Consider the following 13032-nt stretch of genomic DNA (forward strand, 5'->3'; position numbering starts at 1 on the left):
CGGCATGAGACATGATAGGATCATCATCAACAATGCGAGGACACATAACCTGAAGAGCATCTCCCTGGAAATCCCCAAAAACAAACTGGTCGTTTTTACAGGGGTATCCGGTTCCGGAAAATCATCCCTGGTGTTTGATACGATCTACACGGAGGCCCAGCGGCAGCTTGTGGAAACCTTCTCTTCCTTCGCCCGCGCGCGCATGCCAAAACTCTCCCGGCCGGATGTGGATGGCATACAAAACCTTTCCACCGCCATCGTCATCGACCAGAAACGAATGGGAACCACGCTGAGAAGCACTGTCGGAACGGCAACGGAACTATACACCTATCTGCGGCTCCTTTTTTCGAGGTGCGGGGATGCCTTCATCGGCCCGTCCTTCGTATTCGGATTCAACCATCCCTCCGGCATGTGTCCGGACTGCAACGGCCTTGGCGTGCGGATCAAGGTTGACGTGGACCAGCTGCTGGATAGGGACAAGACGATCCGAGAGGGCGCCATCACCCACCCGGACCACAAGGTCGGGGGATGGAACTGGCGTGAGATGGTAGGGATCAACCTGTTCGACGTCGACAAGAAGCTCAAGGAGTACACGGAAGAGGAACTGCAGGACCTGCTATACGCGGAGGCGGTTCCCATCACCAAACCCCATGGTGCCGGGACCTACGCCAAGCACTTTGAAGGCATCGCCCGCAGGCTTGAGCGGACCTATCTGGACAAGGCGCCGGCGGAACGCTCCATCACCCAAAAGGACGCCTATCAGAAGTATTTCCGATACTCCGCGTGCGACTCTTGCGGAGGGTCAAGGATCAACGAGAAGGCAAGGGGTGTCCGGGTGAACGGGAAGACGATTCCAGAGCTGGTCCAGATGGAGCTCGTCGCGCTGGATGGGTTCCTGGAAGCCGTTGGGGGCGATGTCGCCCGGCCCATCGTGGCGAAGATGAGGCAGATCCTTTCCCATCTCATTGAAATCGGTGTCGGCTACCTGTCGCTGAACAGGCCGGTCGCAACCCTGTCGGGGGGAGAAAGCCAACGGGTCAAGATGGCTAGGCAACTGGACTGCGACCTTGTGGAGCTGATGTATATCCTGGACGAACCCTCCGTGGGCCTCCATCCGAGAGATACGGACCGGCTGGTCGGCATGCTGAACAGACTGAAGGAAAAGGGCAACAGCCTGCTTGTCGTTGAGCACGATCCGGACATCATCGGAGCCGCCGACTACGTGGTCGACATCGGTCCGGGAGCAGGTGCCGACGGGGGCGGGATCGTCTACGCCGGCCCTGTGGAAGGGCTGCTGCATTCCGGAGGACCGACCAGCGAATATCTGAAGAAGCGAAGCGGCATCCAAGGGACGAGGAAACCCTGGAACGATTGCATTGAAATCAGCAACGCGACGCTGCACAACCTCAAGAGCGTTTCCACAAAAATACCGAAGGGTGTGCTGACATGCATCACAGGGGTTGCCGGTTCGGGGAAAAGCAGCCTGATCAACGAGGTTTTTCTGGGAGAAAACAAGGAAGCGGTCGTCATCGACCAGTCCCCCTTGGGAAAAAACGTGCGGTCGAATCCGGCCACCTATCTGGGGGTTTTCGACTTGATCCGGAAGGAATTCGGCCAGGGCACCGATGCGCCCCCGTCCCTATTCAGTTTCAATTCAAAGGGAGCATGTCCCAAGTGCAGCGGATTGGGCACAATCAGCTATGAGATGCACTTCATGGATGACGTGAAGGTCACATGCGAGGAATGCCAGGGGAAAAGATATACCGAAGAGGTCCTTTCCCTGCAATACAGGGGGAAGAGCATCCATGATGTCCTGACCACAAGCATCCAGGACTTGCGGACGTTCTTCGAGAATCCGGGAATCACCCGTAAATTGAACATCCTGTGCGATGTGGGCCTGGGTTACCTTGCCTTGGGCCAACCGTTGAGCACCCTGTCGGGTGGGGAGGCGCAGCGGGTCAAACTGGCTTCTGAACTGCACAAGAGGGGCAAAATATATGTCATGGACGAACCGACGACCGGACTGCACATGGCGGACATTGAACGGCTCCTCTCGATCATGAAGCGCCTTGTGGATGAGGACAACACGGTCGTTGTCATCGAGCACAATCTGGACATCATCAAGCATGCGGACTGGATCATAGATTTGGGACCGGAGGGCGGATCCGAAGGCGGTGAAATCCTGTTTGAGGGTACCCCGCAAGACCTTCTGTCTTGCGAGAGAAGCCATACCGGCAAATATCTGAACATGCTGCAGGCGCTTGCCACACAGCTCCGGCTGTGATAAAATTATCCTGATCCGGTGCACGCAAAGATGCGCGGAATCACACCAAATAGATAAGGAGAAAACGAATGAAAAAGAGGATCCTCTCCATTCTGGCAATTGCCGCAATTCTGGCAATCCTGCCGACAATGGACTCCAAGCTCGTCATCGATGTACCCTCCGCGGGACTTGTCATCGATGTGCCCTCCGCAGGGGTTAGATAGCCTGCTGCAATGCTGAAAAGGCCGCTGGACAACCGGTGGCTTTTTTTGTTGCAAAAAACCGTCGACTGGGGTATGGTGAAAATGTATGGGGAGGGGAAGCTTATGAAGGTATCGGTTGTTGGGAGCATCAATATGGACATGACTGTCGTTGCGGAAAGGATCCCTTTGAAGGGGGAGACGGTGCACGGCAGTGAAATCCATCATATTCCAGGGGGAAAAGGGGCCAATCAGGCCGTCGCCATGGCGAAACTGGGCGCACAGGTCGAGATGTTCGGCTGCGTAGGGGACGATGAAACGGGGAAGAATCTGTTGGAGAATTTGAAATCGGTGGGTGTGGAAACATCCCATATCATGGTCGTGGAGAACATTCCGACTGGAATCGCGTTCATAACCGTCGGGGAGGACGACAACGCCATCGTGGTGGTTCCGGGAGCCAACGGCATGGTGGACAAGGCTTATGTGGACCGGATCAGGGGGCCTTTGCTGGAATCGGACATCGTGCTGCTGCAGCAGGAGATTCCCATGGAAACCGTGGAGTATGTGGTCGACCTATGCGCAAGACACCAGGTCAAGGTCGTGCTGAATCCGGCGCCTGCGGTTCCGTTGAAAAAGGAGACCATAGAGAAGGCAACCTACCTGACCCCGAATGAGCACGAAGCCGCCATCCTGTTCGGCACGGAATTGTCCACGGAAGAGCTGCTGAAACGGTATCCGGGCAAACTCCTCATCACCCAGGGGTCCAAGGGTGTCAGCGCCTGCCTGGAGGATGGGACCGTGGTGCTGGTTCCGGCCAGAAAAGCCCATGTGGTGGACACGACAGGGGCGGGGGATACGCTCAACGGCGCGTTTACGCTGCGGATCGCAATGGGTGCGGATCTGAAGTCCGCTTTGGAATACGCCAATGTGGCAGCCAGCCTGTCGACGGAGCGGTTCGGCGCCCAGGGGGGCATGCCCACGGACGGGGAAGTAAGGAAAGCGATGGAGGGAAGGTAGAAGATGAAGACTGTGCATACGGCAATTGTCGGCGGTGGCCAGGCGGGACTGGCGACCAGCTATTTCCTTAAACAGCGGAACATCGATCATGTGATCCTGGAGCAGGCGGCACAGGCCGGCAACGCCTGGCGCAATTTCCGCTGGGACTCGTTCACGCTCTTGACCCCAAACTGGAGCATCAGGATGCCCGGCGCTTTCTACGACGGGGATGCCCCGGATGGCTTCATGCAGCGGGATGAGCTTGTGGCGTACTTCGAAAATTACATCACCGCGTACGGCCTCCCGATCCGCCATGGAATTCGTGTCACCGGAATCAGTGCCCGGCCGGATGGAGAAGGGTACACCGTACAGACGGACCAGGAACCGCTCATCGCAAAAAACGTAGTGGTCGCGACAGGCCTGTTTCAAGGCCCGAAAATCACCCCGTTTGGGGAAAAAATCTCTTCGAGGGTCCTGCAAATCCACGCCACGCAGTATCGGAATCCAAAGCAGCTGCCGTCTGGAGCCGTCCTGGTCATCGGTTCTGCGCAATCCGGCGCACAAATCGCAGAGGAGCTTTACAAGGATGGCCGCAAGGTGTTTCTTGCCGTAGGGGGCGCCGGGCGGGTCCCGCGCCGCTACCGCGGCAAGGATATCGTGTTCTGGCTGAATGAAATCGGATTCTTCGACCGCACAGTCGACATGCTGGACTCCCCGAAGAGCAGGTTTGCGGCCAACCCGCATCTCTCCGGCACAAAAGGTGGCCATGCAATCAATCTCCACCAATTTGTTCGGGATGGCGTCCAGCTGCTTGGGCATGCCATCGATGGCGACAAGGAAAGGGTCTTGTTTGCGGGGGACCTGAAGGAGAGCCTGGCAAAGACAGACCGGATTGAGGCCGATGTCATCAAGGCGATTGATGCCCATATCCTGCGTCAAGGATTGGACGTGCCACCAGAGACACTGCCGGAATTGCGGGATGGCTATGCTGTGGCGGAACTCAGGGAACTGGACCTGGTGAAAGAAAACATCGGTTCCATCATCTGGGCGCAGGGTTTTTCCTTTGATTACTCCATGGTGAAGCTGCCGGTTTTGGACGAAGCTGGATTTCCAATCCAGAAAAGGGGGGTCACGGAATTCGCCGGACTGTATTTTGTCGGAATGCCTTACCTTTACAAGCAAAAATCCGGATTGCTTATGGGGGTCGGCGAAGATGCCGGCCATATTGCGTCACACATCGCATCCTGGGGATGAACGTCAACTTGCATTGAAAATTTTGGTATGCTGTTTGCAATACTGAAAAGGTCGCTGGACAACCGGCGGCTTTTTTGCTTTCAATGCAACTCGGTTCCCTCTGTCCAGAGATTTTGCCTATAGACCTGGCAGTTCTTCCTCTGGGATTGTGTATTGTTTATCGTTAAAGAATCACAGGGCCTGGCAATAATAACCTAAATTCTGCAATAAATTGCGGATGGCCTGTGTAATATTGACATCTGACTTTCAGGGTGCTATATTGATGTCAAGTAACTACAATCGATTGCACATAGAACATCGATTGCAGAAAATTTGAAAAGGAGGCAAAGGGAAGTTTGCGTCGGTACCATGAAACTTGCTTAAAAGGGGTGTGAATTATGAGAAAAGTATTGGTGTTGCTGTCATTGCTGTTGTCTCTTGGCGTTTTGGCTGCATGCGGATCGAAGGATACCGGCGGGAGCGTTTCGCCCGATGGAGGCCAGACGGAAGGAATAGGGAAAGAAACAGAGAAAGAAGCCTATCCGAAGTTCCTGACAATCGGTACCGCGGGCACAGGCGGCGCTTACTATCCCATCGGCATCGCAATGTCCCAGATCATTGGAGACGTATTGGGAATAAACACGAATGCCCAGGTGACAGGAGGAGCGACCGAAAACAATACGCTGATTGAAAACAAGAGCGTAGACCTGGCCATTACACAGTCCTCCCTGGCATATGCGGCCATCCAAGGGACGGCGCCCTATGAAACCGCCGCTCCTTCCGTAAGGGCAATCGCCAACGGATTGTCGAAAGGGGTTTTCCATGTGGTGACACTGAGGTCCACGGGCATCGAGACCATAGGGGACCTCAAGGGGAAACGGGTTGTTTTGGGACCTGCCGGTGGCGCGGGGATTTCCATGGCCCTGGAAGTCTTTGCCGAGTACGGGATCGGGGCGAACGATTTCAATCCCAGTTATGTCACCTATTCGGACGGGATAACCGCCCTGACGGACGGAACGGTCGATGCGGTGGTCGTACAGTCGGCGGCGCCTGCATCCGCAATCCAGGAACTGAAGGCGACACGCGAAAAAGACATGCTGCTTCTTTCGATTGAAGATGACGTGAGACAAAGCCTGTTGGAGAAATACCCTTATTACAGTGAAGTCGTCCTGGCGGAAGATATCTATGGGACAGGCGGAGAAATCAAGACAATCTTCGTTTCGAACATGATCGTGTGCAGCGCAGACCTTTCGGAAGGTCTGGTTTATGAGATTACAAAAGCCTTTTTCGAGAATGTGGACAAAATCAAGGAATCCCATCCGGCCGCCCTGGGATTGTCGGTGGAGGAAGCGGTAAAAGGATCTCCAATCGATTTTCATCCAGGAGCAATCAAATACTTTAAAGAAGTAGGTGTGATGGATTGATAAAACAATTTGCAAAAGCGGTCCCTGAATACTATACGAAAGTGTCTCTGGTCGCATGCTCGGCGCTGTTCCTGTACTTTGCGGCGTTCGGGTCCACCTCGCTGATTATCCAAAGGTCCCTGCTGCTTACACTCCTGGTCCCGACCGTGTTCATCACCATCCCGCTGACCTTCCGGGGAAAGACGAACGGTTGGACGAAAGCGGTGGACCTGGCCCTGGCAATCAGCCTGATTGCGGCAGGCATCTACATCATCATGGTCTGGGATGCCCGGATAATGAAGACGGGCGCCGTGCCCGCAACGGATGTGGTGATGGGTACGATCATGATCATCCTGGTCCTCATCGCAGCCCAGCGGACCACGGGCAAAATCCTGAGCATCATTTCGGCGGTATTCCTGCTTTATGCGTACTTCGGACCCTACATGCCAGGTTTTCTGGTCCACCGGGGAGAAACCTGGACAAGAATCGTCACATTCATGTATGTGTCCACGGAAGGGATTTTCGGAACGCCGGTGGGGATCGCCGCCACCTACATCATGGTTTTCATCGTGTTCGGTGCGTTCCTGGAGAAGTTCGGAGCGGGGCAATGGTTTGTGGACTTCGCGTTTTCCGTCACCGGCAAGTATCGGGGAGGACCGGCAAAAACGGCTGTGCTGGCCAGTGGACTGATGGGGATGATCTCCGGGAGTCCGGCGGCCAATGTGGTCACTACAGGTTCCTTTACGATACCGCTCATGAAAAAGACGGGATACAAGGATTATGAAGCGGCTGCGGTGGAAGCGGTCGCCTCCACAGGCGGCATGTTCGCCCCTCCAATCATGGGGGCCGGCGCATTCATCATGGCCCAGTACCTGGGACTGCCTTATGCGACGATCGCAAAGGCCGCCATCATGCCCGCGTTGTTGTACTATTTCTCCATCATGCTTTCGGTGGACAGCATCGCCATCATGTCCGGCATCAAGGGGTTGAAGAAAGAAGAGCTTCCTCCCATAAGCTCGGTATTAGGAAAACGGTTGTTGAACGCCATCCCCATCCTCGTCCTGGTCCTCTTGATTGCAAGCGGCCTCAGCCCGGCTAAGGCATCCGTATATTGTGTAGGTTCCATCCTCCTGGTGGCCTTCGCCCAACCGGAGTACCGTCCGACAATCAAGAAGGTCCTGCAGGCGTTGTACGAGGGAGGTTCCGGAGGTGTTGCAATCGCAGCCACTTGCGCTTGCGCGGGTCTGATTGTGGGGGTGCTGTCGATGACGGGAATTGGTGCGAAACTGTCCTATCAGCTGATCAGCATCACAGGAGGCAACATCTACATCGGGGCGATTCTGGTTGCCATCGTGGCCATCATACTGGGTTGCGGGATGCCCCCCACCGCGGTCTACATCATCCTTGCGGCTGTTCTGGCGCCTCCGCTGGCGGATATGGGAGCCACTCCCCTGGCGGCACACATGTTCGTGTTCATCTTCTCCTGTCTGGGAGCGATAACCCCTCCCGTAGCGCTTACTGCCTATACGGCGGCGGCCATCGCGAAAGCCGACCCCAACAAGACGGGGTTCAGGGCATTCCGGTTTGGTATTGTGGCATATATCGTTCCCTTCATCTTCATCACTTCACCGGCCCTGCTGCTGCATGAGACCAGCTCGATTCTTGCGACCACAGTCGCCTGCATCACAGCCGTGCTGGGAATCCTTTCGCTGGTGGCTGCCCTGGAGGGATGTCTGATCGTCCGGATCAACCGGCTTCAGCGTGTTTTGCTCCTGGTGGCCGGATTCGTCCTGATGATGCCGGGTGGCTATACGGACCTGGTTGGAATCGTAATCATGGCGGTCGCCATACTGATTGGAGCCGCAGTCAACAAGAAGGTCAAGGTCGTCCAATTGTAAGGCCGGCCGGCAGAGATGGCACTGTTCGTAACCGGCCGCATGGACAATGCGGTGGGTTCCATATAGAAACCAAAAAGACACAGACCAGTAGGAAAAGGAGAACAACCGATGAGAAAAAAGGCAATCAACTGGAAAACGATTTTCCCGGCAATTTCAATCCCCCTGAACGAGGACTACAGCATCAACGAAGGTGAGCTGCGGAAATACGTGAAGTGGCTGGCGGAGTTCGACGAGATCGGCGGCCTGGTCTGCAACGGCCATACGGGGGAAATCACCTCCCTGACGAGAGCGGAGCGGAAGCGGGTGGTGGAGATCGTTGCGGACGAGGTTGGAGAACAGGTGATGATCATCTCCGGAATCAACTGCGAGAACACCGCGGAATCCATCGAGATGGCCAGGGAAGCCAAGGAAGCGGGCGCGGACGGCATCCTGCTGATGCCCCCCCACATGTGGCTGCGCTTCGGGATGCATCCGGACGCTCCGTTCAAGTATGTCAACGACGTGGCTGAAGGCGCGGACATCGACATCATCATCCACCTGTACCCTGCGTACACGAAGGCCTTCTATCCGGTGGAGACCCTGGTGAAGATGGCGAACGAGATCGAGCATGTGAAGGCGATCAAGATGGGAACCCGTGTGACCCCCCTCTACGAACATGACATCCGTGTGCTCCGTGAAAAGGCGCCGGAGGTGTCCCTGATCACATGCCACGACGAAACGCTGCTGACCTCCATGTTCCCCGGAATGGACGGCGCACTGATCGGATTCGCAGGCTGCATCCCCGAGCTGATCACGGAAGCATGGAAGGCCATGAAGGCGGGAGACTTCAAGGAAATCAGGAGATACGACGACCTGATCTATCCCATCTCCTTCGCCATCTACGGCGGCGGACAGCCCTCCGGGGAAGCCCATGCCAGGATGAAGGAAGCGCTCATGCAGCGGGGACTCTTCTCCTCGGCGCTGATGCGGCTGCCCGTCCTGCCCCTGGATGACGAGGAAAAGGAACTGATCCGGGATGGCCTCAAGAACAGCACCGCAGGCAAGGTGGAGCTGAAGTAAGCGGACACCCCGTATTTTCAGGATAAAACTACAAACGATTGCACATTGCGCAAACCTATAGAAAAGGAGAACAACCGATGAGAAAAAAAGTGATCAACTGGAAAACGATTTTCCCGGCAATTTCAATTCCCCTGAACGAGGACTACAGCATCAATGAAGGAGAGCTGCGGAAATACGTGAAGTGGCTGGCGGAGTTCGACGAGATCGGCGGCCTGGTCTGCAACGGACATACGGGGGAAATCACCTCCCTGACGAGAGCGGAGCGGAAGCAGGTGGTGGAGATCGTTGCGGACGAGGTTGGAGACCAGGTGATGATCATCTCCGGAATCAATTGCGAGAACACCGCGGAATCCATCGAGATGGCAAGGGAAGCCAAGGAAGCGGGCGCGGACGGCATTCTGCTGATGCCCCCCCACATGTGGCTGCGCTTCGGGATGCATCCGGACGCTCCGTTCAAGTATGTCAACGACGTGGCTGAAGGCGCGGACATCGACATCATCATCCACCTGTACCCTGCGTACACGAAGGCCTTCTATCCGGTGGAGACCCTGGTGAAGATGGCGAACGAGATCGAGCATGTGAAGGCGATCAAGATGGGAACCCGTGTGACCCCCCTCTACGAACATGACATCCGTGTGCTCCGTGAAAAGGCGCCGGAGGTGTCCCTGATCACATGCCACGACGAAACGCTGCTGACCTCCATGTTCCCCGGAATGGACGGCGCACTGATCGGATTCGCAGGCTGCATCCCCGAGCTGATCACGGAAGCATGGAAGGCCATGAAGGCGGGAGACTTCAAGGAAATCAGGAGATACGACGACCTGATCTATCCCATCTCCTTCGCCATCTACGGCGGCGGACAGCCCTCCGGGGAAGCCCATGCCAGGATGAAGGAAGCGCTCATGCAGCGGGGACTCTTCTCCTCGGCGCTGATGCGGCTGCCCGTCCTTCCGCTGGACGACGAGGAAAAGGAACTGATTCGGGAAGGGCTCAAGAACAGCACCGCGGGCAAGGTGGAGCTGAAGTAAACGGAAGGCCAGCAGGGAAAGGAGAACGGCATGTGTGTCAAAGCGCATGCCGTTTTGCTGTATTGAACAGGTTCCAGGTGCGGGAACGGCGCGGGAGATTGACAACAGGACGCCCCGGTGCTATATTGATGTCAAAGGGATACAAACGATTGCACAACACCGCAAACGTTTGTGTTGAAAGGAGTTGAGGGAAGATGGCTACTTTGAAGGATGTCGCAAGACTTGCCAATGTGGATGTCAGCACGGTCTCTAGGGCATTGAACAATGTCTCCTATGTCCATCCGGACACAAAGGAGAAAATATTGGATGCGGTCCAACAATTGAGTTACCGTCCCAACTTGCTGGCAAAAGGATTGAGACAGGGGAAAAGCCATACGGTCGGTGTCGTCATTCCCAGCATCAACTTGAGCGTGTTCGGGGAAATCGTGCAGGGGATTGAGATTGAGGCGCGCAGATTCGGCTATGGGGTGATGATCTGCAATACGGAGGACAGTCCGGAATCGGAAGAGGAATGCATCCAGCGATTGAGGAACGGTTTTGTCGACGGGATTGTGATTGCGTCAACCGGCAAGCATAAACGCCTGATTAGGGATGTCAAATGCAATGGGATTCCAGTCGTGCAGCTGGTCAGGAAGCAGGACGAAACCATCAGCAGCATTGTAGCGGATTACTTCAAGTCAGGCTATGAAGGCACGAAGTACCTGATCGGCAAGGGGTGCAAACAGGTTGGTCTGATCAACGGCCCGATGGAAATAGTCCCATACAAGGAAAGGTATCGGGGCTACCGCAAGGCCATCAAGGAGTTCGGGTATGAAGAACATGTGGTCGAGTCCAACGTCCCCAAGGGGGACTATTTCAAAGGGGGCTACCAGGGGGTGGCCAGACTGCTGGAGGACTGCAAGGAGATCGATGGGGTTCTCACATCGGTGGACATGCAAGGGATCGGCGTGATCAGGGCGCTGAAGGAGAGAGGGATACCGGTTCCAGGCAAAATAAAGGTTATGAGTCTCACCGGCCATTCGATTGGAGGCATGCTTGAGACTGCGATGACCTCCATGGAAATACCGGCCGTTGAAATGGGGAGGGGAGTCACGCAAATGGTGATCGAGGAGATTGAAGCGGACCCCCAGCACAAGCCGGCGCTCCAGCATGTCGTCCTGAAGGTTTCCCTGGTTGAAAGGGAAACCACATAGTACAGCCCTCAAACCTCCGGTTCCATGAGGAAAACCCGTTTCATCGGGATGTGCAGCCGCAGCCTGCCGCGGTCCGTTCCGGTCAGGTGGGGGCAGGAAGCCTTTGCGATCTCCAACTGGAACAGCAGGCCGCGGCAATCCACCTGGAGCGTCGTAGAGAATACTCCCTCCACCTTTTCGACGACTTCACATTCGAAAACATTTTCCTTATGGGACACTCCGGAATGCAGCCGAAGGTGGTGGGCCCGGATGCCCGCAACCATATGCCTGGAGACAGGCGTATGGTTTTTTTGCGCCTTGAAGACAAGCTGGCCCGCTTCAAGGAGGACGTGGCCTTCGTGTTCCTCCAGGACGCGCACGTCAAAGAGGTTCTTGCAGCCGGTGATCCTGGCGGCCGTCAGGCTGACGGGGTTGCTGATGATGTCTTCTTTGGCCCCGATCTGGAGGTTCCGGCCCTGGTCCATGACCATGATCCGGTCGCAGATCCGGTAGGCCTCCTCGATGTTGTGGGTCACAAGCAGGACGATGCCGTCGAAATTCTCCTGGATGATCTGGATCAACTCCTTTTCCAGGAGGTGTTTGATGTGGGTGTCCAGAGCCGAGAAGGGTTCGTCCAGCAGAAGCAGGTCGGGCTCGGTGACCAGTGTCCTTGCCAGGGCGCACCGCTGCTGCTGTCCCCCGGAGAGCTGGAAGGGGTAGTGGTGCGCGTGGCCGGAGAGCTGCATCCGTTGGACCATGCTGGCGACTTTCGCCTTGTGCTGCGTCCTGTCCAGATGCCCGAGGCCGTAGGCGATGTTTTGGCTGACTGTCAGATGGGGAAAAAGCGCGTAGTTCTGGAACACGTAGCCGATGTTGCGCTTCCGGGACGGAACATCCAGGTTGGAGCCGGAAGAGAACAAGGGCTTGCCGTTGAGGAGGATGCTGCCGCTGTCGGGCTTCTGGAGGCCGGCGATGCACTTCAGGGTCATGCTCTTGCCGCAGCCGGAGGAGCCCAGGATGCCCAAAACCCCTTTTTCGGCGGTGAAGGAGGTTTGGAGCGTGAATTTACCGAAGGTTTTCCTGATGGATACTTCCAGCATGGTTGTTCACCCCTTTCTCATTTTCCTTTCCAGCAGGTTGATGGTGAACAGGACGGTGACGGCGATGCCGGTCATGATGAGGACCAGCAGGTTGGCCATGGCCTTGTCACCGGCCTGCAGCGCGTCGTAAATGGCGATGGGCATGGTCATCGTCTTGTCGGGGATGCTGCCGCTGACCATCAGGGTGGTGCCGAAGTCGCCTAGAGCCCGGACGAAGGACATGGTGGTTCCTGCAACGATCCCCCGCCATGCGATGGGCATGACAATGGTGACGAATATGTTGAATTCATTGCGGCCCAGCAGTCTGGCGGCGTTCAGGTAATCCTCGTTTATTTCGAGGAAAGCGGTTTTTGCGGCCTTGATCAGGTAGGGGATGGAGACGACGGTGGATGCGATGATGGCCCCCGTGGGGGTGAACACGATCCGCGCGCCCCAGGTGTCTTCCAGGAAGGCCCCCAGGGGGGATTGCCTTCCCAGCAGGACCAGCAGATAGTAGCCGAGGACGGTGGGAGGCAGCACGACGGGGAGATTGGTCAAGGTGTCGAGGAAATCGACGGCCTTCCCGCGCCCTCTGCTTAGGAACCAGGCGACGGGAAGGCCGAACAGGAAACCGACGAGTGTTGCGGTGGAGGCCACACGGAACGAAAGGTAGAGGGGAAAGAGGTTGAGGGTATCCATAG

The 13032-nt window shown here is 56.2% G+C and carries 11 protein-coding genes; 9 read left to right on the forward strand and 2 right to left on the reverse strand.

Going from position 1 to position 13032, the window contains the following annotated elements:
• Positions 1–4: 4 nt before the first annotated feature.
• The 9 genes from GXN74_RS03415 (at position 5) to GXN74_RS03450 (ending at position 11273) form a co-directional block, all read left to right on the forward strand.
• Complete coding sequence (locus GXN74_RS03415) at positions 5–2284, forward strand: ATP-binding cassette domain-containing protein (protein WP_162369521.1); 2280 nt, start codon at positions 5–7, stop codon at positions 2282–2284.
• Between the two features lie 68 nt (positions 2285–2352).
• On the forward strand, positions 2353–2487 hold the full coding sequence (locus GXN74_RS14685) for a hypothetical protein (RefSeq protein ID WP_281355202.1): 135 nt from the start codon (positions 2353–2355) through the stop codon (positions 2485–2487).
• 102 nt (positions 2488–2589) lie between these two features.
• On the forward strand, positions 2590–3480 hold the full coding sequence (rbsK, locus tag GXN74_RS03420; protein ID WP_162369522.1) for a ribokinase: 891 nt from the start codon (positions 2590–2592) through the stop codon (positions 3478–3480).
• 3 nt (positions 3481–3483) lie between these two features.
• The gene (locus tag GXN74_RS03425) at positions 3484–4713 is read left to right on the forward strand and encodes an NAD(P)-binding domain-containing protein (protein ID WP_162369523.1); all 1230 of its coding nucleotides are present in this window, start codon (positions 3484–3486) and stop codon (positions 4711–4713) included.
• 377 nt (positions 4714–5090) lie between these two features.
• Positions 5091–6116, forward strand: coding sequence for a TAXI family TRAP transporter solute-binding subunit (locus GXN74_RS03430; RefSeq protein WP_162369524.1), 1026 nt, complete (start codon positions 5091–5093; stop codon positions 6114–6116).
• Positions 6113–7993, forward strand: a complete 1881-nt coding sequence (locus tag GXN74_RS03435; protein ID WP_162369525.1) for a TRAP transporter permease — start codon at positions 6113–6115, stop codon at positions 7991–7993. Before GXN74_RS03430 ends, GXN74_RS03435 begins: the two co-directional genes overlap by 4 nt.
• 108 nt (positions 7994–8101) lie before the next feature.
• Positions 8102–9052: a dihydrodipicolinate synthase family protein gene (locus GXN74_RS03440; RefSeq protein ID WP_162369526.1), complete on the forward strand. Its 951-nt coding sequence runs from the start codon at positions 8102–8104 to the stop codon at positions 9050–9052.
• Positions 9053–9129: 77 nt separating this feature from the next.
• Complete coding sequence (locus GXN74_RS03445) at positions 9130–10080, forward strand: dihydrodipicolinate synthase family protein (RefSeq protein WP_162369527.1); 951 nt, start codon at positions 9130–9132, stop codon at positions 10078–10080.
• Between the two features lie 194 nt (positions 10081–10274).
• Complete coding sequence (locus tag GXN74_RS03450; RefSeq protein ID WP_162369528.1) at positions 10275–11273, forward strand: LacI family DNA-binding transcriptional regulator; 999 nt, start codon at positions 10275–10277, stop codon at positions 11271–11273.
• A gap of 8 nt (positions 11274–11281) precedes the next feature.
• Here the strand turns inward: GXN74_RS03450 and GXN74_RS03455 are convergent, their stop codons facing one another.
• Together GXN74_RS03455 and modB are read right to left on the reverse strand one after the other, a co-directional pair.
• A complete protein-coding gene (locus GXN74_RS03455) occupies positions 11282–12352 on the reverse strand; it encodes a sulfate/molybdate ABC transporter ATP-binding protein (RefSeq protein WP_162369529.1) in 1071 nt (356 codons plus the stop codon).
• A 6-nt stretch (positions 12353–12358) separates the two neighbouring features.
• Positions 12359–13030: a molybdate ABC transporter permease subunit gene (gene modB / locus GXN74_RS03460; protein ID WP_162369530.1), complete on the reverse strand. Its 672-nt coding sequence runs from the start codon at positions 13028–13030 to the stop codon at positions 12359–12361.
• Between the last annotated feature and the right edge of the window lie 2 nt (positions 13031–13032).

Origin of the sequence: Anaerotalea alkaliphila, assembly GCF_010179735.1 — a bacterium.
GTDB lineage: Bacteria > Bacillota > Clostridia > Lachnospirales > Vallitaleaceae > Anaerotalea > Anaerotalea alkaliphila.

What these genes read in the sequence shown, in the direction of transcription:
- GXN74_RS03415 (WP_162369521.1), top strand. Translation starts at nt 5, where the DNA reads ATGAGACATGATAGGATCATCATCAACAATGCGAGGACACATAACCTG.
- GXN74_RS14685 (WP_281355202.1), top strand. Translation starts at nt 2,353, where the DNA reads ATGAAAAAGAGGATCCTCTCCATTCTGGCAATTGCCGCAATTCTGGCA.
- rbsK (WP_162369522.1), top strand. Translation starts at nt 2,590, where the DNA reads ATGAAGGTATCGGTTGTTGGGAGCATCAATATGGACATGACTGTCGTT.
- GXN74_RS03425 (WP_162369523.1), top strand. Translation starts at nt 3,484, where the DNA reads ATGAAGACTGTGCATACGGCAATTGTCGGCGGTGGCCAGGCGGGACTG.
- GXN74_RS03430 (WP_162369524.1), top strand. Translation starts at nt 5,091, where the DNA reads ATGAGAAAAGTATTGGTGTTGCTGTCATTGCTGTTGTCTCTTGGCGTT.
- GXN74_RS03440 (WP_162369526.1), top strand. Translation starts at nt 8,102, where the DNA reads ATGAGAAAAAAGGCAATCAACTGGAAAACGATTTTCCCGGCAATTTCA.
- GXN74_RS03445 (WP_162369527.1), top strand. Translation starts at nt 9,130, where the DNA reads ATGAGAAAAAAAGTGATCAACTGGAAAACGATTTTCCCGGCAATTTCA.
- GXN74_RS03450 (WP_162369528.1), top strand. Translation starts at nt 10,275, where the DNA reads ATGGCTACTTTGAAGGATGTCGCAAGACTTGCCAATGTGGATGTCAGC.
- GXN74_RS03455 (WP_162369529.1), bottom strand. Translation starts at nt 12,352, where the DNA reads ATGCTGGAAGTATCCATCAGGAAAACCTTCGGTAAATTCACGCTCCAA.
- modB (WP_162369530.1), bottom strand. Translation starts at nt 13,030, where the DNA reads ATGGATACCCTCAACCTCTTTCCCCTCTACCTTTCGTTCCGTGTGGCC.